A 17,660-nucleotide genomic window follows, 5' to 3' on the forward strand; every position below is an offset into this window, starting at 1 on the left:
CGATATCAAGGCGCAGCGCACAGTCGACCGCAATCAATGTGACGTATCACGGGCAAGACAACGGGAGGCTTTTCATCCTCGGCTTCCTCAGGAGTTCTTGAGAAACCGGGCCAAAGCTCATTGATAAGCCTTGGCCGAAAGCATCCGGCAATCCTGCCCCATGACAGGTCAACGGTTGGTTTGGCAGATCCGGCCCATCCGGGTCTACCGGTCTTTCCACCGCGTAAAATAGGGCGCGGCTGGAACATTTCATCGGGAGCCGTGTCCCGAAACACATCCGGCGGACGCTTGGAAAGCGCCCGCCGGATAATCTTAGCGGCGGATACCCAGGCTGGTGATCAGCTTGGAATAGCGGCCTTCATCCTTCTTCTTGAGATAATCAAGAAGCGAGCGGCGGCTCGAAACCATCGTCAGCAGGCCACGGCGGGAATGGTTATCCTTCTTGTGGTCCTTGAAGTGTTCGGTCAGGTTATTGATGCGTTCGGTCAGGATCGCGACCTGGACTTCCGGAGAACCGGTATCGCCTTCAACGGTCGCATATTCCTTGATCAGCGCAGACTTGCGCTCAGCAGTGATCGACATCGGGTGATCCTTTCTAAGAGGAGGAGATAGAGTCGCCAAAAGCCGGGATGTCGTCCAGCTTTGGCCGTGAATGCAAACGGGCGTACCCGATGCTGGCGCTGCCTATAAACCAAATATGGATCGATGGAAAGAGGGGTCGTCCTTGGCGGCTTCAACGGCCCGCCATGGCGCCCCGGATCATCCCGTCATAGGCTGAAGGATCCTGCAGCATGGCGAAATGGCTCACATCTTTCAGGATGACGAGTTTAGCGCCCGGAATCTGTTTTGCCATCATTTCCGTATGGTCGAGCTTTACGGCTTCATCATGATCGCCGATGGCAAGTGTGACCGGCACCGAGATCTTGCCAAGATCGGCGGCCGTCCAGGCAGGCTGGGTTGCCCACATTTCGGATATCTGCTTGACGAAGGCGTCGTATTCGTTCGGCGTCGGCGACAGCTTCCTGTAATATTCGCCGGCGACGTTGATGTAGTCGTTGAAGACCTTGTCGTTCAACACGTCTGGCTTGACGCCCTCTGTCGTGACATTGGCTGCCTGGGCAATGACCCGCGTCAGCTTCTCCGGATGTTTCATCGCCATGTCGATGCCGATGATGCCACCGTCCGACCATCCGACAAGCGTCACCTTGTCGATCTTCAGATAGTCGAGAAGTGCCACATAATCCGATGTCATCAGGTCGTAACCGAAGGGCTGCTGGCTGCGCGTCGAGCGTCCATGGCCGCGGCTGTCGGCAACGATGACCAAGTGGTCCTTGGCAAAATCGGCGACCTGATGACCCCAGACCTCGGCATTTCCAAGTCCGCCGTGAATGAACAGGATGGGGTCGCCTTCGCCGTATTCGGCGTAATACATCTTGATGTCGTTCACTTCGGCCATGCCGCTCGTCTTTGCCGCCGGCATCGAAGGAAAGGCCGGGAGCTCGGCCCAGCGCTCGGCGGATCGAGCGTTGGCCACGGTCAGGAACATCGAAAAGAACGTCAGTATTCCGATAGCAGTTACGCGCATATTCTTTCTCCTGTCGGGCCACCATGGCCCCTCGGGCCGCTATGGCGGCCCGACAGGGAAGATATCGCATCGTTACCGGCTGACAATCGCTATCGTTGTGGGTTCAGGCGAAAACACGCTTCGGGCGAAACTCGCCCTGGCCGATCTCGCCGATCGCGATCAGCCTGCCGCGGGCGGTCGCATAGGCTTCGCTTTCGGCAACCGGCGCATCGCGGCCACGCACCAGGATCGGGTTGCCCATCTTCAGCCTGTGCGCCTGGTCGTCGTTGATGACGAGATGGGGCAGGGCCGATAGCGCTTCGCAGGTGTCGATGAGCAGCGCGTCGAGGGCCGCCAGCCGCTCGTCCATATCCTCGATCGCCTCCAGTGCCACGAGATCTGCGAGCGGCACCATGGCCTCTTCCGCGAACGGCGCGACGAAGGTGCGCCGCAGCCCGGACACATGGCCGTAGCAGCCGAGTTCGCGGCCGAAATCGCGCGCCAGCGCCCTGACATAGGTGCCCTTGCCGCATTCCACTTCGAAATGCGCGCTGTTGGCGTCCGGGCAGGCAAGCAAGGTCAGCCGGAAGATATCGACCTCACGTGAGGGGATTTCGACGGTTTCGCCTTCGCGCGCCAGATCGTAGGCGCGTTCACCCGATATCTTGATAGCGGAAAACTGCGGCGGCACCTGGCTGATGGTGCCGATATATCGAGGCAGGATATCGCGGATCTGCTGTTCGCTCGGGCGTTTGTCCGAACTCTCAGTTACCTCGCCCTCGAGATCGTCGGTCGCGCGCTCCTCGCCCCAGCTCACCGTGAATTCATAGATCTTGCGGCCATCCATCACGTAGGGAACGGTCTTCGTCGCATCGCCGAGCGCGATCGGCAGCATGCCGGAGGCGAGCGGATCGAGCGTGCCGGCATGACCGGCCTTCTGCGCCTTGTAGAGCCACTTGATCTTGGAAACGGCTTCCGTCGAGCCGAAATCCACCGGCTTGTCGAGGATCAGCCAGCCGGAAATCGGCCGGCCCTTGGGTTTGCGTGGTTTGGACATGCGTCTCTTCTGTTTATTGTTCGTCATTATCGCCGTCGAGGTCGCGGCTCACCTCGGGCGAACGCAGCAGCTCGTCGATCTTCTTGTAGTTGTCGAAGCTGGTATCGTCGCGGAAGCGCACCTCCGGCATGTATTTCATCTGCCGGAGCTGCTGCCCGAGCCGGCCGCGGATGAACCTTGCATTACGGTTCAACGCCTCGATGACGACGCTGTGGTCTGAAACGCCGAGCGGCGTCACATAGGCGGTAGCGATCTTGAGGTCCGGCGACATGCGCACTTCCGAGATCGAGATCACGGTCGCTTCGATGACGTCATCACGCACTTCGCCGCGCTGTAGCACCTGGGTGATAGCGGCGCGAACCTGTTCGCCAACGCGCAGCATGCGCTGCGAAGGCGCGGAAGAAGTTGCTCTGGTCATTGTTATCTCTATTTGCCGATGCGGCTGGGAATCGAACCCGTCAAAGGAGAGCGTCCATGACTCTTTTGGTCGAAAAGGTCAAGGCGGCAGATGCCCGAAAGCCATCCGCCGGTGGCGGATGGCTTTTGGAAAGCTCAGGCGCAGCAGTTTAGAGCGTGCGCGTGATATGCTCGACGCGGAAGCACTCGATGACGTCGCCGGCGCGCATGTCTTCGTAGTTTTCGAAGGCCATGCCGCATTCCTGACCCATCGGCACTTCGGACACTTCGTCCTTGAAGCGCTTGAGCGTCTTGAGCTTGCCTTCGTGAACGACAACGTCGTTGCGGATGAGGCGGACGCCCGCACCACGTTCGACCTTGCCTTCGACGACACGGCAGCCTGCGACCTTGCCGACCTTGGTGATGTTGAACACCTCGAGGATCTCGGCATTGCCGATGAAGGTTTCGCGCCGTTCCGGAGACAAGAGGCCCGACATCGCTGCCTTCACGTCATCCACGAGGTCGTAGATGATGTTGTAGTAGCGGATTTCGATGCCTTCGCGTTCGGCGAACTGGCGTGCCTGCGTATTCGCACGAACGTTGAAGCCGATGATGGCCGCGTTCGAGGCTTCGGCGAGCGAGATATCCGACTCGGTGATGCCGCCGGCACCCGAATGGACGATGCGGGCGCGGACCTCGTCGGTGCCGAGCTTCTCCAGCGCGCCGGCAATCGCTTCGATCGAGCCCTGCACGTCGCCCTTGATGACCAGCGGGAACTCCTTGATGCCGACGCTTTGGCGCTGCATCATCATCTGTTCCAGCGAACCGCGCTGTCCCGACTGGCGGGCAGCCGCCTTGTCGCGGGCCAGACGCTGACGATATTCCGAGATTTCGCGGGCGCGGCTTTCGCTTTCGACGACGGCGAACTTGTCACCCGCCTGCGGCGTACCGGACAGACCGAGAACCTCGACCGGCGTTGCCGGACCGGCTTCCTTCACATGGTCGCCCTTGTCGGTGACGAGAGCGCGCACGCGGCCCCAGACGTCGCCGGCGACGATGATCTGGCCCGGACGCAGCGTGCCCTTCTGGACGAGCACGGTCGCGACCGAACCACGGCCACGATCGAGCTGGGCTTCGATAACCGTTCCTTCCGCGGTCCGGTTCGCATTGGCCTTGAGATCGAGAATTTCCGCCTGCAGCAGGATCGCCTCGAGCAGCTTGTCGAGGTTCTTGCCGGTCTTGGCCGAAACCTCGACGTCAAGCACTTCACCACCCATGGATTCCACGAAGACTTCGTGCTGCAGCAGCTGGTTACGGACCTTCTGCGGATCAGCCTCGTGCTTGTCGACCTTGTTGATCGCAACGATGATCGGAACACCGGCCGCCTTGGCGTGGTTGATCGATTCGATCGTCTGCGGCATCACGCTGTCGTCGGCTGCGACGACCAGGATCGCGATGTCAGTCGCCTGCGCACCGCGGGCACGCATTGCCGTGAAGGCAGCGTGGCCGGGCGTATCGATGAAGGTGATCTTCTGACCGTTCTGCTCCACCTGATAGGCGCCGATATGCTGCGTGATGCCACCGGCTTCGCCGGAGACCACGTTGGCATGGCGGATGGCGTCGAGCAGCGAGGTCTTGCCGTGGTCGACATGGCCCATGATGGTAACGACCGGCGGGCGCGAAACCAGTTCGCCATCCTCGTCGGACACGTTGAAGATGCCGAGTTCGACGTCGGATTCCGACACGCGCCTGACCGTATGGCCGAATTCGCCGGCGATGAGTTCGGCAAGGTCGGCGTCAATGACGTCGCCCGGCTTCATCATCTGGCCTTCCTTCATCAGGTACTTGATGACGTCGACGGCGCGTTCGGACATGCGCTGCGACAGTTCTTGAATGGTGATGGTCTCGGGCAGAACCACCTCGCGGGAGATCTTCTCGCGGGTTTCCTGCATCTGACCGCGGCGGAACTTCTCCTGCCGGCGACGCATCGCCGAGAGCGAACGACCGCGGGCATTGTCCTCGCCGTCCACGTTGGCAGTGGTGATCGTCAACTTGCCGCGACGGCGCTCTTCATCCGTCTTCGGACGCGTGGTGACCGGCTTTGCGGGTTCCGGGCGAACGACTCGGCCACGGACCGGACCGCCGCGCGCTGCGCCACGATCGTCGTCTTCCTTTTCCTCGCGACGGCCGCGAACGGCGCCGGGGACGGCAGCGCCGGGTGCCGGACGGGCAGCAGGTGCTCCAGCCGCATCGGACCGGCGTGCAGCCGGTGCCGACGATGCGGGCTGCGGCGGCCGTGGCGCGTCGGAGCGTGCTTCGGTCGGAGCCGGTTCTGCGACTGCGGGTTCTGCGACAGCGGGTGCCTCAGCCTGCCGGATAGCCTCTTCAGCGGCCCTGCGGGCAGCTTCTTCCGCTTCGGCGGCCTTGCGGATCACCTCTTCTGCGGCACGGCGCTTTTCTTCCTCGGCGCGGCGGATCGCATCCTGGGCGTCACGCGCCTGGGAGTCGGCAAGCGCGCGGCGCCGGGCGTCCATCTCTTCCGGCGACAGATGGTTCAGCACCACCGGGCGCGGACGATCGTTCTGGCGCGGCGGCTGGTGAGACTGCTGCGGCGGACGCTGGTTCGTCTGGTTGTTGTTGCCCTGCTGAACCCGCGGAGCCGGCGTCGGCTGCTGCGGACGCGCCTGCACGGGTGCGGGCGCCGGTTCGGCTGCACGGACGGGGGCCGCCGGAGCGACGGGCGTGATCGGCTTTTCATCTTCCGGGCGCATCGGGCGCCGCTTACGGGTCTCGACGACGACCGCCTTGGTGCGACCTCGACCCATATCCTGGCGAACGGTGCCCTGGCTCATCCCCGATGGTTTCAGGGTGAGTGTCTTTTTGCCCGCTACGCTGATTGTCTTGTCGTCGTTACTATCGGTCATTCGTTCCCGTTCCTTCGGACAGGGAGCGATGACTAGATCAGACCCTGTCGTTCAATACTGTCGATCAATGAGTATGGGACCGGCCGATGCCGGTGACCGCCTCATTGTTTTTGCCGGCCAGCGCCGCCCGCTGCCCGGGACTGACCGCCAATACGGTACTGTTCGAGCATCTTTGCGCGCTTCACTACACCTTCACCCGCCTGCCCTGCAAGCACTGCGGCATGGATAAAAGCATTCTGGCCCATCAGGCCTTCCATTTCGCTCTCCGAGAAGAGACGGAAGGAAGGTATCTCCTCCTCGGTCTCCATTCCGAGGTGCCAGGCCTTGCGGGCCTGGTCGATTTTCCGGACGCCGTCGTCCGCTGCCCCAGTCGCGTGGAACACCGCAAGGGCTGCTCCGCTTCTGACCGCGGCATCCACTTTCGAGGATCCACTGACGAACTGGCCGGCTTTCCGCGCCATGTTCATCATCTGCATCAGTTGCGCCGCGAGCAGCCGATCGACACTCGCGCCGAGATCGTCCGCCGCCTTTACATCCGTCTTCAGTGCACGGGCGAAGAGCTTCTTCGCCACTGCCCTGTCGACCAGCGACCGGTCGATCTTCACCCAGCATCCACGTCCCGGAAGCTCGCGCTTCAGGTCGGCGACAACTGTTCCATCGGGAGCGGCGACGAAGCGGATCAGCTCTTCCGGCGATCCGCTTTCGCGCGTCACGATGCACATGCGTCCGTTCACGTCATAACCTGCAAGATCGTCGTCCTCGAGAGGAGCGTCCGGTTCATGCGCGGTCATCATGCTTCTTGTTCGGCTTCGGTGACCTCTTCTTCGGTCCCCTTATCCAGGTCCTCTTGCGTGATCCAGCCGGCCGAAAGGCGGGCCTGGACGATCATCTGTTCTGCTTCGACGCGCGACACGTCGAACTTCGAGAACAGACCCTCGAACTTCTTCGTTTCGCCGTTCTTGCGCTCCGTCCAGCCGACGAGATCGTCGGCAGCACATCCGGCAAAGTCCTCGATCGTCTTGATGCCGTCTTCGCCGAGTGCCACCATCATCTGGGCGGTCATGCCGTTGATTTCACGCAGTTCGTCCTGAACACCGAGCGCCTTGCGCTTCTCGTCCATCTCGGCTTCGAGACGCTCGAGGAATTCGCGGGCGCGCTGCTGGATTTCCTGCGCCGTTTCCTCGTCGAAACCGTCGATCGAAGAGATTTCGTCGAGATCGACATAAGCCAGTTCTTCAACCGCGGCAAAACCTTCCGAAGCCAGAACCTGGCCGACCATCTCGTCGACATCGAGCGAATCCATGAACAAGTTGGTGCGCTCGTTGAATTCCTTCTGGCGGCGTTCCGATTCCTCGGCCTCCGTCATGATGTCGATATCCCAGCCGGTCAGCTGCGAGGCGAGGCGGACGTTCTGGCCGCGACGGCCGATTGCAAGCGACAGCTGCTCGTCGGGAACGACGACTTCGATACGCTCTGCATCCTCATCGAGAACGACCTTGGCGACTTCGGCCGGCTGCAGGGCGTTGACGACGAAAGTCGCCGGGTCCTGCGACCACGGAATGATGTCGATCTTCTCGCCCTGGAGCTCGCCGACGACGGCCTGAACGCGCGAGCCGCGCATACCGACGCAGGCGCCAACCGGATCGATCGAGCTGTCGTTCGAGATCACCGCAATCTTGGCGCGCGAACCCGGATCGCGGGCGACCGACTTCACCTGGATGATGCCGTCGTAAATCTCCGGCACTTCCATGGTGAAGAGTTTCACCATGAACTGCGGATGCGTGCGCGACAGGAAGATCTGCGGACCGCGCTGCTCGCGACGGACATCATAGACGTAGGCACGGACGCGGTCGCCATAGCGGACGTTTTCGCGCGGGATCATTTCGTCACGGCGGATGATGCCTTCGCCACGGCCGAGATCGACGATGACGTTGCCGTATTCAACGCGCTTGACGGTACCGTTGACGATTTCGCCGACGCGATCCTTGAATTCGTCGAACTGGCGGTCACGCTCGGCTTCACGCACCTTCTGCACGATCACCTGCTTGGCGGACTGTGCGGCGATACGGCCGAAATCCATCGGCGGCAGCGGATCGGCGATGAAGTCGCCGAGTGCGGCGTCCGGGTTGCGGTCGCGAGCAAGCTCCAGCGGGATCTGCGTCGAATAATCCTCGGCCTTCTCGACGACTTCAAGCAGGCGCTGCAGACGGATTTCGCCGGTCTTCGGATTGATGTCGGCCCGGATGTTGGACTCGGTGCCGTAACGGGAGCGTGCCGCCTTCTGGATGGCATCGGCCATTGCGGCCAGCACGATCTCGCGGTCGATGACTTTTTCGCGCGCCACTGCATCTGCGATCTGCAGAAGTTCGAGCCGGTTCGCACTGACTGCCATTGTCTTGTTTCTCCGTCTTTACTCGCCGGGTTCCCGTCCCTAGAGCGGTCTGTTGATCGGTTATTCTTCGTCTTCTGCTTCGTTCTGGTTGGCGGCCTGGGCTTTCGCCAGCTTGTCGGCGCGCAGCGCATCGCGGATCAGGTCGTCGGTCAGAATGAGCTTCGCATCGCTAAGCGCCGTGAAGGGAATGGTGACCTTCTGCTCTTCCCCATAGGCAACCTGGTCACGCTCGAGCGTGAAACCATCTGCGCCTGCTTCGACGATCTTGCCGCGGAAGCGCTTGCGATTGTCGATCAAGATCGACGTCTCGCATTTTACAAGGTGGCCCTGCCAGCGGACGAAATCGGATTTCCGCACCATCGGACGGTCGATGCCGGGCGAAGACACTTCCAGATGATACTCTTTATCGATCGGATCTTCCACATCGAGGACGGGAGAAATCGCCATCGAGACTTCTTCGCAATCCTGAACCGACATCGTGCCGTCGTTGCGTTCGGCCATAACCTGCATCGTCGCGCCGTTCTGGTTCAGCATACGGACGCGGATAAGCCTAAAGCCGATGCCGACGAGAACGGGTTCGATGATATCGGCAAGACGCTGGTCGAGCCCTGTTTCGGTAATCAGCCGCGGCTCAAGTTCGTTGTCTGCGTTTGTCATGTCCGACAAGCGGTGCGCTCCTCGCAATTTCATGCTGTTTAAGCGATCGCGGTAATAAAAAAGAGCGGGTCCTTGCGGCCCACTCTTCATCAAGCGATCAAGAATTTGAGAGGCATATAGTCGGGTTTTTCCGAAATTGCAAGGTCTGCGACCGATTCGGCCAATTCGCTTCCGGCGACGTGAACAGGCCTATGGCCAGTGCCGGTCTTGCGCATATATTGCCGTTGGCGCGCAATAACAAAAGCGGGAGAAATCGTGGCCTACACTTCGTCGACATTGGCGCCTTTGCGCCACGATACCTACCGCACCATCTGGTTTGCGAGCCTTTCCTCGAATTTCGGCGGCCTGATCCAGGCGGTTGGCGCCGCCTGGATGATGACGACGATCACCGCCTCGGAGGACATGGTCGCGCTGGTGCAGACCTCGACGGCGCTGCCGATCATGCTGTTTTCGCTGATATCGGGCGCTCTGGCCGACAATTATGACCGCCGCCGGGTCATGCTGACGGCGCAGTGCATGATGCTCACCGTCTCTGCGCTGCTGACGGCCTCAGCCCTTCTCGGCTGGATCACGCCCTGGCTGCTGCTCTTCTTCACCTTCCTGATCGGCTGCGGCACAGCGCTCAACAATCCCTCCTGGCAGGCCTCGGTCGGCGACATGGTGCCGCGCGCCGATCTGCCGGCTGCGGTCACGCTGAACAGCATGGGTTTCAACATCACCCGCAGCGTCGGCCCGGCAATCGGCGGCGTCATCGTGGCGGCTGCCGGCGCGGCCGCGGCCTTCGCGGTGAACACGCTGAGTTACCTCGCCTTGATTTATGCCCTGCTGCGCTGGCGGCCAGCCGCGCCCGTCTCGACCCTGCCGCGGGAGGCACTCGGCAGCGCCATCTTCGCCGGCCTGCGTTATGTCTCGATGTCCCCCAATCTCGAAAAGGTCCTCGTCAGAGGACTGCTCTTCGGCATCGGCGCCAGCTCGATCCTGGCGCTGCTGCCGGTCGTCGCCCTCGATCTCGTTGCCGGCGGGCCGCTGACCTATGGTTTCATGCTCGGCGCCTTCGGCATTGGCGCGATCGGCGGCGCGGTGCTGAATGCCAGGCTTCGCGAGGTGCTTTCCAGCGAGATGATCATCCGCCTCTCCTTTGCCGGCTTTGCACTGAGTGCCGTCATCGCAGCCTTCAGCCCGAGTGCCGTCCTCACCTCTGCCGGGCTGCTCGTCTCCGGCGCCTGCTGGGTCTCCGCACTTTCGCTCTTCAACACTATCGTTCAGCTTTCGACGCCGCGCTGGGTGGTCGGCCGTGCGTTGTCGCTTTATCAGACCGTCACCTTCGGTGGCATTGCCGGCGGCAGCTGGCTGTGGGGCGTCGTCGCCGATCGCTATGGCGTTGCCGATGCGCTGCTGATGTCATCCGTCGTCATGCTGCTCGGCATCGCCATCGGCCTGCGATTTTCGATGCCTGCCTTCGCCTCGCTCAACCTCGACCCGCTGAACCGCTTCACCGAGCCGGCTCTCAGTCTCGACATCACGCCACGCAGCGGGCCGATCGTCATCCAGGTCGATTACGAGATCGGAGATGACGACCTTGCCGAGTTCATGGAGTTGATGGGCGAGCGCCGCCGTATCCGCATCCGCGACGGCGCCCGCAACTGGGCGCTGATGCGTGATCTCGAAAATCCCAGCCTTTGGACGGAAACCTACCATACGCCGACCTGGGTCGAATACATAAGACACAACCAGCGGCGCACGCAGGCCGATGCCGAAAACACCGACAGGCTTCGTGCGCTTCACCGCGGCGAAGGTGCGCTGCATGTCCACCGCATGATCGAACGCCAGGCCATTCCACCAGGTGACGACGTCTTTCACAAGGCGCCGATCGATCTGCATCATTGAGATCAGCTATGCATAGATCAAGCATGTACAAATTCAGGCTCGCCCGCACGTCCGATCTTGCTGCCATCGTCCGGCTTCTGGCCGATGACGATCTCGGCGGCACCAGGGAGATCGTTTCGGATCCCGTCGACGCGCGTTATCTCTCGGCCTTCGCGGCGATCGAGACGGACGCCAATCAGCTTCTGGCCGTCGCAACCGATGCGGCCGATCGGGTCGTCGGCTGCCTGCAGCTGAGTTTTGTTCCCGGTCTTTCGAGGACGGGCATGTGGCGCGGCCAGATCGAAAGCGTGCGTGTCGCAAGCGATCTTCGCGGCTCAGGCCTCGGCTCGCACTTCATCGAATGGGCGATCGCCCAATGCGCCGAGCGTGGCTGTGGCCTCGTGCAGCTGACATCGGACAAGACGCGGGGGGATGCGATCCGCTTCTACGAGAAGCTCGGTTTCGTCGCCAGCCATGAAGGTTTGAAACGCACTCTCTGAAGCCGGTTACTTCAGCTTGCCCTTCATCGTGGCCTCCGGAAAACATGTCGGCTTCATGCCGTTCTTTGCCTGCCACTGGCCGATCGAGCGCCGCGTCTTGTAGCCCGGCAGGCCGTCGGAACCGCCGACATCATAGCCCTGCCGTTCCAGCGCCTTCTGCATGGCGGCGACGTCCGAGCGCAGCATCTTGCCGACATCGCCCCATCTGCCCTGGAAGGCGGTGCCATTATAGGCGATCCGGTCGGCGAGATTGCCGATATAGAGCGCGTAGAGATCGGAATTATTATATTCCTTGATGATGTAGAAATTCGGGGTGACGATGAATTCCGGTCCGTCGCGGCCGGCCGGTACCAGCATCATGCCCTCAGCCTTCATCTCGCCTGAGGGAAAGCCCTTGCCGGAGATGCGGTCGATGCCGAGCGAGGCCCAGTGCGACAGCGGCTTTGCCAGATCGGGTCCCTCCTGTGCGCAGGAGACCGCCTCCGGTATCGACACCTCGAAGCCCCAGTCGCGGCCGCGCTGCCAGCCTTTTTTGACCAGGTAATTGGCGATCGAGGCGAGCGTATCCGGCACCGAGGTCCAGATATTGCGGTGACCGTCGCCATCGAAATCCACCGCATATTTCAGATAGCTGGTCGGCATGAATTGCGGCTGGCCGAGTGCGCCCGCCCACGAACCCTTGAAATTGGCAGGTGTGACGTCGCCGCCGTCGAGAATATGGAGTGCGGCCACCAGCTCGGTGCGGAACATCTCCTTGCGCGTCGACATGAAGGCCTTGGTCGCCAGCACCTCGATCGCCGAATTCGGGATCTTCGCCGCACCGAAGCCCGTCTCCCGGCCCCAGATAGCCAGCACGATCGAGCCCGGCACGCCATAAGTCTTTTCGATCCGCTTCAGCGTCGAGCCATATTGGGCGGCAAAGCCGCGTCCCGTTGCGGCAAGCTTCTTCAGTTGGTCTTCGTTGAAATAGGGAGCGGGCGAGGAAAACTCGGCCTGCGTCTGCTTCTGTTCCTTCGGCGGCGGGAAGCCCGGCGGAGCGAGATCGGGCAGGCTCCAGTTCAGCGTGATGCCAGAGAAAGCTGCTTGAAAGACCTTCTCCGAAATGCCGTTGGCCTTCGCCTCCGGCCAGAGGTCGCTCTGCACCCATTTCTCGAACAGCGCCTCGACATCGGCTTTCGAAGTGGCCGCGTAACAGGAGAGGGGCAAGAGAGCTGCCGCCAACGCGAGTGCGAATATCCCCGTGCTCTTCGGCATAGACAAGCCTCTCATATCACCGTCCGCGCCCGAAGTGCCGCCGCAAGCGTGCCCTCGTCGAGATAGTCGAGTTCGCCGCCGACCGGCACGCCATGCGCCAGCCGTGTGATCTTCACGTCGAGCCCCTGCAACTGATCGGTGATGTAATGCGCCGTCGTCTGTCCCTCGACTGTGGCGTTGACCGCGATGATCAGTTCCCGGATGCCGCCTTCGCCGACCCGGTCGATCAGGCCGCGAATATTGAGATCGTCAGGACCGACCCCGTCGAGCGGTGACAGCGTGCCGCCGAGCACATGATAGGCGGCGTTCATCGCGCCTGCCCGCTCCAGCGCCCAGAGATCCGATACGTCCTCGACGACAATGATGACGGATTGATCGCGTTGCGTGTCGGTGCAGACAATGCAGGGATCGACCGTATCGACATTGCCGCAGCGCGAGCAGATCTTCACCTTGTCATAGGCCTCGCCCATCGCATTCGACAGCGGGCCGAGCAGCTGGTCCTTCTTCTTGATCAGATGCAGTGCCGCCCGGCGCGCCGAGCGCGGCCCGAGGCCCGGCACCTTCGCCAGAAGCTGGATGAGTTTTTCGATTTCGGGGCCGGTGACTCGTTTTGCCATGCGCCGTTCTTAGCTGATATGGAACGGAAACGGAATCGCGGAAGGATTGCCCGTCTCATGAAAATCCTGGCCTTGTGCACCGGCAATCCCGAAAGACTGCCCGGCAAGAGCTACAAGACCGGCATCTTCAAACAACCCGTCAATGGCGCGGTGATGATCGATGATGAAGGTCTTGTCGGCGATGCGATCTGCAACCGCAAACACCATGGCGGCGTCGACCAGGCTGTTTATGTCGAGGGATCGCTGACACTCGACTGGTGGAGCAGGGAGCTCGGCAGGCCTTATGAGCCCGGCACTTTCGGCGAAAACATGGTGATATCGCATCTCGACAATCGCGACGTCGCAGTCGGCGACCGTTTCGTCGCCGGCGATTTCGTCCTCGAAGTCACGTCATGCCGCATTCCCTGCGCCACCTTCGCGGCCAGGATGGCCGATCCGACATTCGTCAAGCGCTATACGGACGCCGCCCGTCCCGGCATCTATTGCCGCGTCATCAAAGGCGGTGTGGTCGAGGCCGGAATGCCGGTCGACCATCGGCTCTTTACGGGAGAGAAGGTGACGATGCCGGAGCTGATGAAAACCCTTGGCCGGCGGCTTTCGGAGGCGGACTGGGCGCGATATCTCGCCTCACCGATCCACTACAAGCTGAGAGCGTTGTTGGAAGCCGGGCGCTGACCACTGGGCATAGGCGGCGTATAGATCAAAACGGCAGCTTGAAGCCGGGCGGGATCGGCAGGCCGGCCGTCAGTGCCTTGGTCTTTTCGGCGGCCAGCGCCTCGGCCTTGTCCTTGGCGTCCTTGTGGGCGGCGACGATCAGGTCCTCGAGAATCTCGACGTCGTCTTCCTTGAACAGCGACGGGTCGATCTTCAGGCTCTTCAGCTCGCCCTTGCCCGTGATGATGACGGTGACGAGCCCGCCGCCCGCCTTGCCTTCGGCCGTGAGCTCGGCGATCTCCGCCTGCATCTGCTCCATCTTGGCCTGCATTTCCTTGACTTTGCCCATCATGCCCATGATGTCGCGCATCGTCTCGCTCCTTCTTGAAACCTCAGAATTCTATGTCGTCGCCCGGCAGGATGTCACCTTCCTCGGATTCGGCGGCGGCCGGCGGCGTCGCCTCGCCTTCCTCCTCCGGTTCGGGCGCCCGTACGCGCACGTCAATGATCTTGGCACCGGGGAAATGCGCAAGGATTGCCGCTACGTCAGGGTCCTGGCGCGCGTCGATCACATGCTGTTCCCGGGTCCTGGCCTCCGCTTCGACAAGCGTCGGCTGGCCCTCGTCGCGGCTGAGGCTGACGATCCAGTGGATGCCGGTCCATTCCTTCAGTTTGACGGCAAGCTCGTTGAGCAGTGTCGTCGGCGCACCGGGAGCCAGGCTGACGTCGAGCCGGCCGGCTTCGATCCGCACGGGGCGCAGGAAGGTGCGCACCATCGCCTTCAGCTTCGGATCGCGTTTCTCGGTGGCGAGGTTGACGATATCATTGACCGTATTGACCGGGACGAGCGGCTTCAGGGCTTCCGCCGGTTTTGGCTCGATCCGCCCGACAGACATCGTCTCGGGCTGGCTGCTCGGCACGGCACGCAGCATCGCCACCGGCGCCGAAGGCTGTGGCGGGCTCGGTGCGGCTTCCGCGGCGCGCGCCGCGACACTATTCTGATAGGGCCGCATCCTCGGGTGCCGGCAGATGCGCGGCATGTGCAAGCCGGATCAGCACCATCTCGGCGGCCCCTGCCGTCCGCGACGAGCCTTCCGTTTCCGGAATGCCCTTCAGCAGCATCTGCCAGATGCGCGACAGCGTCGTCACCGCAACGCCCTTGGCGAATTCCGCCGCCTTGGTGCGCTCGACCTCGCTGAGCGAAGGATCGTTTGCCGCATCCGGCACATATTTCAGCCGCGTCACCAGATGGGTGAAATCGGCAAGGTCGGTCAGCACCACCACCGGATTGGCGCCGGCTTCGTATTGGTTCTGGAACTCGCCGAGTGCGGCGGCCACATCGCCTTTGACGATATGCTGGAAGAGATCGACGATCCGGGCGCGATCGGCAAGGCCGAGCATGCCGCGCACGGCTTCCGCCTGCACGACGCCCGCGCCATGGGCGATCGCCTGGTCGAGCAGCGACAGGCCGTCGCGCGCCGAACCTTCGGCAGCACGCGCGATCATCGCCAGCGCGTCGGCTTCCGCCTCGATGCCTTCCTTGGCGGCGATCGTCGTGAACAGCCCGACGAGATCGGAGGCGCTGATGCGGCGCAGGTCGAAACGCTGGCAGCGCGATAGCACGGTGATCGGCACCTTGCGGATTTCGGTGGTGGCGAAGATGAACTTCACATGCTCCGGCGGCTCTTCCAGCGTCTTCAACAGGCCGTTGAAGGCCTGCGTCGACAGCATATGCACTTCGTCGATGATATAGACCTTGTAGCGCGCCGAAACCGGGCGGTATCGCACTTGCTCGATGATCTCGCGGATATCGTCGATACCGGTATGGGAGGCGGCATCCATCTCGATCACGTCGACATGCCGGCCTTCCATGATCGCCTGGCAGTGCTCCCCCGGCGTGCGAAGGTCGATCGTTGGCTTGTCGATTTCCGATGTCTTGTAGTTCAGCGCCCGCGCCAGGATGCGCGCCGTCGTCGTCTTGCCGACACCGCGCACACCCGTCAGCATGTAGGCTTGCGCAATGCGGCCGGTTTCGAAGGCGTTGGTGAGGGTACGGACCATCGGCTCCTGGCCGACCATCAAGTCCGTGAAATCCTTGGGGCGGTATTTGCGAGCCAGCACCCGGTATCCGGTGCCCGTCGAGGCGGCATCTTTTGATTGTCGCTCGGTGTCGCTCATCGCCCTGCTTGTCGCCCGGATCGTCGGGCACTTCGTGGAGAGAAGGTGGGAGGCTGGCACGATGACCCGTGCCGGGCTCGTTAGGGCTGCTTCCTTCCGGACCTGACCCGGTTGGCGAGTGGCTCGTCCACCACCAACCTCCCGGATGCACATATCGGCAATATCGTCATCAAAAGCAAGCCAACATGCAAAAAAACTGCTAGTCGTTGGAAAACATGAGGAGAATGCCCTTTGAAAGGTTTCGCGCTCGACCCTCGGCTGGAAAACGACAGCGTCAGCATCATGGTCACCGGTCTCTGCGATCTGAGATTGTCGAGGGATGCCCGCTGGCCCTGGCTCATTCTCGTGCCGCGCCGGGCCGGTATCACGGAAATCTTCGAGCTGACGCCGCTCGACCAGGTGCTGCTTGCCTTCGAGACGGAGCTGGTCGCCAAGGCGCTGAAGGAGATCACCGGCGCGACAAAAATCAATGTCGGGGCTCTTGGCAATATCGTCCGCCAGCTTCATGTTCATATCATTGCCCGCTTCGAAGGCGATGCGAACTGGCCGGGTCCCGTCTGGGGCTTCGGGCGCGCGGAGCCCTACGAGGACGGAAAGAGAGACGAATTTATAGCGAAGCTGCGGGAAGCCCTTTCATCATGAGTCATTCGCTTTTCGATTCGGATGTGCCGCATCCGGAACCCAGCAATCTCACGGCCTTTGCCGCCAACGACCTCAATCGTGATTCCGAACATCGCGATGAACAATCCGTCGAAAAGGCGCTGGCAAAGGAAGGCACCCATATCTTCGCCTTCGCGGGGGATAAGCTGGTGCTGAAGCATGACGGCCAGGTGCTCGACCCGCTCTTTGCCCGCTATGAGCTGCAGGGATTGCAGCCGGATTGGGATGAAACGGTGCTTCTCGGCTACCGCAAGACCGGCGAGCCGCGCCTTGCCGTTCCCGTCGGCATCGATGTCGACGACCTCACCAGCCAGTACAAGCCTGCCGACGGCCGCACGCTGTTTCGCGAAATGCTGATCGACGAAGTGTTGCTCGGCGAATTCGCCCAGGCCGCAAGCCTCATCCGCTGGAACGGCGACAATCGCTTCTGCGGCCGCTGCGGCTCAGCGATGGAGATCCACATCGGCGGCTACAAGCGCGTCTGCGCCGCCTGCGAGCACATGATCTTCCCCCGAACCGACCCCGTGGTCATCATGCTGACGATCGATGAGCAGCGCGACCTCTGCCTGCTCGGCCGCAGCCCGCATTTCGCGCCCGGCATGTATTCTTGTCTTGCCGGCTTCCTCGAACCCGGCGAGACCATCGAGAACGCCGTGCGTCGCGAAACGCTGGAGGAATCGGGCATCCGCACCGGCCGCATCCGCTACCACGCCTCGCAGCCCTGGCCGATGCCGCATTCGCTGATGATCGGTTGTTACGCCGAGGCGAAATCCACCGAAATCAGCCGCGATGAGACGGAACTGGAGGATTGTCGCTGGTTTACCCGCGAGGAAACGATCGAGATGCTGGAACGCCCGAGCGCGACAGGCAAGGCCTCGCCGCCGAAAGGGGCGATCGCCCACCGCCTGATGCGTGACTGGGTGGAGTGGAAGCGGTAGCGC

Annotated in this window: 16 protein-coding genes, 1 other RNA gene and 1 pseudogene; 5 read left to right on the forward strand and 13 right to left on the reverse strand. The window is 62.0% G+C overall.

Annotated features, from left to right (window positions below; genetic code table 11):
• Positions 1-312: 312 nt before the first annotated feature.
• The 8 genes from rpsO to rimP form a co-directional block, all read right to left on the reverse strand.
• Positions 313-582, reverse strand: coding sequence for a 30S ribosomal protein S15 (gene rpsO / locus AC1D2N_RS09895; protein ID WP_003544317.1), 270 nt, complete (start codon positions 580-582; stop codon positions 313-315).
• Positions 583-733: 151 nt separating this feature from the next.
• Positions 734-1,585, reverse strand: coding sequence for an alpha/beta fold hydrolase (locus tag AC1D2N_RS09900; RefSeq protein WP_065277615.1), 852 nt, complete (start codon positions 1,583-1,585; stop codon positions 734-736).
• 103 nt (positions 1,586-1,688) lie between these two features.
• The gene (gene truB, locus AC1D2N_RS09905; protein WP_018244259.1) at positions 1,689-2,621 is read right to left on the reverse strand and encodes a tRNA pseudouridine(55) synthase TruB; all 933 of its coding nucleotides are present in this window, start codon (positions 2,619-2,621) and stop codon (positions 1,689-1,691) included.
• Between the two features lie 13 nt (positions 2,622-2,634).
• On the reverse strand, positions 2,635-3,039 hold the full coding sequence (gene rbfA / locus AC1D2N_RS09910; RefSeq protein ID WP_130653379.1) for a 30S ribosome-binding factor RbfA: 405 nt from the start codon (positions 3,037-3,039) through the stop codon (positions 2,635-2,637).
• Between the two features lie 148 nt (positions 3,040-3,187).
• Positions 3,188-5,941 carry a translation initiation factor IF-2 gene (gene infB / locus AC1D2N_RS09915; RefSeq protein ID WP_018244261.1) on the reverse strand — a complete coding sequence of 918 codons (2,754 nt, stop codon included), beginning with the start codon at positions 5,939-5,941 and terminating at the stop codon, positions 3,188-3,190.
• A 101-nt stretch (positions 5,942-6,042) separates the two neighbouring features.
• Positions 6,043-6,735: an RNA-binding protein gene (locus tag AC1D2N_RS09920; protein ID WP_017989926.1), complete on the reverse strand. Its 693-nt coding sequence runs from the start codon at positions 6,733-6,735 to the stop codon at positions 6,043-6,045.
• Positions 6,732-8,333 carry a transcription termination factor NusA gene (gene nusA / locus AC1D2N_RS09925; RefSeq protein WP_018244263.1) on the reverse strand — a complete coding sequence of 534 codons (1,602 nt, stop codon included), beginning with the start codon at positions 8,331-8,333 and terminating at the stop codon, positions 6,732-6,734. Before nusA ends, AC1D2N_RS09920 begins: the two co-directional genes overlap by 4 nt.
• Positions 8,334-8,393: 60 nt before the next feature.
• The gene (rimP, locus tag AC1D2N_RS09930) at positions 8,394-8,999 is read right to left on the reverse strand and encodes a ribosome maturation factor RimP (RefSeq protein WP_018244264.1); all 606 of its coding nucleotides are present in this window, start codon (positions 8,997-8,999) and stop codon (positions 8,394-8,396) included.
• Positions 9,000-9,197: 198 nt separating this feature from the next.
• On the opposite strand from rimP, the gene AC1D2N_RS09935 reads away from it, so the two are divergent.
• Positions 9,198-10,877, forward strand: coding sequence for an MFS transporter (locus AC1D2N_RS09935; protein ID WP_197728279.1), 1,680 nt, complete (start codon positions 9,198-9,200; stop codon positions 10,875-10,877).
• A gap of 23 nt (positions 10,878-10,900) precedes the next feature.
• Positions 10,901-11,356, forward strand: a complete 456-nt coding sequence (locus tag AC1D2N_RS09940) for a GNAT family N-acetyltransferase (protein WP_130653585.1) — start codon at positions 10,901-10,903, stop codon at positions 11,354-11,356.
• A gap of 6 nt (positions 11,357-11,362) precedes the next feature.
• Here the strand turns inward: AC1D2N_RS09940 and AC1D2N_RS09945 are convergent, their stop codons facing one another.
• Together AC1D2N_RS09945 and recR are read right to left on the reverse strand one after the other, a co-directional pair.
• A complete protein-coding gene (locus tag AC1D2N_RS09945) occupies positions 11,363-12,610 on the reverse strand; it encodes a lytic murein transglycosylase (protein ID WP_130653381.1) in 1,248 nt (415 codons plus the stop codon).
• Positions 12,611-12,621: 11 nt separating this feature from the next.
• Complete coding sequence (recR, locus tag AC1D2N_RS09950) at positions 12,622-13,227, reverse strand: recombination mediator RecR (RefSeq protein ID WP_003555792.1); 606 nt, start codon at positions 13,225-13,227, stop codon at positions 12,622-12,624.
• A 57-nt stretch (positions 13,228-13,284) separates the two neighbouring features.
• Between recR and AC1D2N_RS09955 the strand changes: the two genes are divergently transcribed.
• Positions 13,285-13,902: an MOSC domain-containing protein gene (locus AC1D2N_RS09955; RefSeq protein WP_130653382.1), complete on the forward strand. Its 618-nt coding sequence runs from the start codon at positions 13,285-13,287 to the stop codon at positions 13,900-13,902.
• A gap of 25 nt (positions 13,903-13,927) precedes the next feature.
• Here AC1D2N_RS09955 and AC1D2N_RS09960 read toward each other — a convergent pair whose 3' ends face one another.
• The 3 genes and pseudogenes from AC1D2N_RS09960 to ffs form a co-directional block, all read right to left on the reverse strand.
• On the reverse strand, positions 13,928-14,251 hold the full coding sequence (locus AC1D2N_RS09960) for a YbaB/EbfC family nucleoid-associated protein (RefSeq protein WP_018244269.1): 324 nt from the start codon (positions 14,249-14,251) through the stop codon (positions 13,928-13,930).
• Between the two features lie 22 nt (positions 14,252-14,273).
• Positions 14,274-16,059, reverse strand: a pseudogene (locus AC1D2N_RS09965) (DNA polymerase III subunit gamma/tau).
• Between the two features lie 45 nt (positions 16,060-16,104).
• An RNA gene (ffs, locus tag AC1D2N_RS09970) (signal recognition particle sRNA small type) lies at positions 16,105-16,201 on the reverse strand.
• A gap of 89 nt (positions 16,202-16,290) precedes the next feature.
• Here ffs and AC1D2N_RS09975 point away from each other — a divergent pair.
• Both AC1D2N_RS09975 and nudC read left to right on the forward strand, forming a co-directional pair.
• Positions 16,291-16,701, forward strand: coding sequence for an HIT domain-containing protein (locus AC1D2N_RS09975; protein ID WP_026242289.1), 411 nt, complete (start codon positions 16,291-16,293; stop codon positions 16,699-16,701).
• On the forward strand, positions 16,698-17,657 hold the full coding sequence (gene nudC, locus AC1D2N_RS09980; protein ID WP_047617612.1) for an NAD(+) diphosphatase: 960 nt from the start codon (positions 16,698-16,700) through the stop codon (positions 17,655-17,657). The genes AC1D2N_RS09975 and nudC overlap by 4 nt, the downstream gene beginning before the upstream one ends.
• Positions 17,658-17,660: the final 3 nt, after the last annotated feature.

The sequence above is a fragment of the Rhizobium sp. P1_B8 genome, from assembly GCF_056406515.1.

Excerpts from the sequence above, each read along its gene's own strand:
- nusA (WP_018244263.1), bottom strand. The coding sequence starts at position 8,333 with ATGGCAGTCAGTGCGAACCGGCTCGAACTTCTGCAGATCGCAGATGCA.
- AC1D2N_RS09960 (WP_018244269.1), bottom strand. The coding sequence starts at position 14,251 with ATGCGCGACATCATGGGCATGATGGGCAAAGTCAAGGAAATGCAGGCC.
- AC1D2N_RS09945 (WP_130653381.1), bottom strand. The coding sequence starts at position 12,610 with ATGCCGAAGAGCACGGGGATATTCGCACTCGCGTTGGCGGCAGCTCTC.
- AC1D2N_RS09920 (WP_017989926.1), bottom strand. The coding sequence starts at position 6,735 with ATGATGACCGCGCATGAACCGGACGCTCCTCTCGAGGACGACGATCTT.
- recR (WP_003555792.1), bottom strand. The coding sequence starts at position 13,227 with ATGGCAAAACGAGTCACCGGCCCCGAAATCGAAAAACTCATCCAGCTT.
- rpsO (WP_003544317.1), bottom strand. The coding sequence starts at position 582 with ATGTCGATCACTGCTGAGCGCAAGTCTGCGCTGATCAAGGAATATGCG.
- rbfA (WP_130653379.1), bottom strand. The coding sequence starts at position 3,039 with ATGACCAGAGCAACTTCTTCCGCGCCTTCGCAGCGCATGCTGCGCGTT.
- infB (WP_018244261.1), bottom strand. The coding sequence starts at position 5,941 with ATGACCGATAGTAACGACGACAAGACAATCAGCGTAGCGGGCAAAAAG.
- AC1D2N_RS09940 (WP_130653585.1), top strand. The coding sequence starts at position 10,901 with ATGTACAAATTCAGGCTCGCCCGCACGTCCGATCTTGCTGCCATCGTC.
- nudC (WP_047617612.1), top strand. The coding sequence starts at position 16,698 with ATGAGTCATTCGCTTTTCGATTCGGATGTGCCGCATCCGGAACCCAGC.
- truB (WP_018244259.1), bottom strand. The coding sequence starts at position 2,621 with ATGTCCAAACCACGCAAACCCAAGGGCCGGCCGATTTCCGGCTGGCTG.
- AC1D2N_RS09900 (WP_065277615.1), bottom strand. The coding sequence starts at position 1,585 with ATGCGCGTAACTGCTATCGGAATACTGACGTTCTTTTCGATGTTCCTG.
- AC1D2N_RS09955 (WP_130653382.1), top strand. The coding sequence starts at position 13,285 with ATGAAAATCCTGGCCTTGTGCACCGGCAATCCCGAAAGACTGCCCGGC.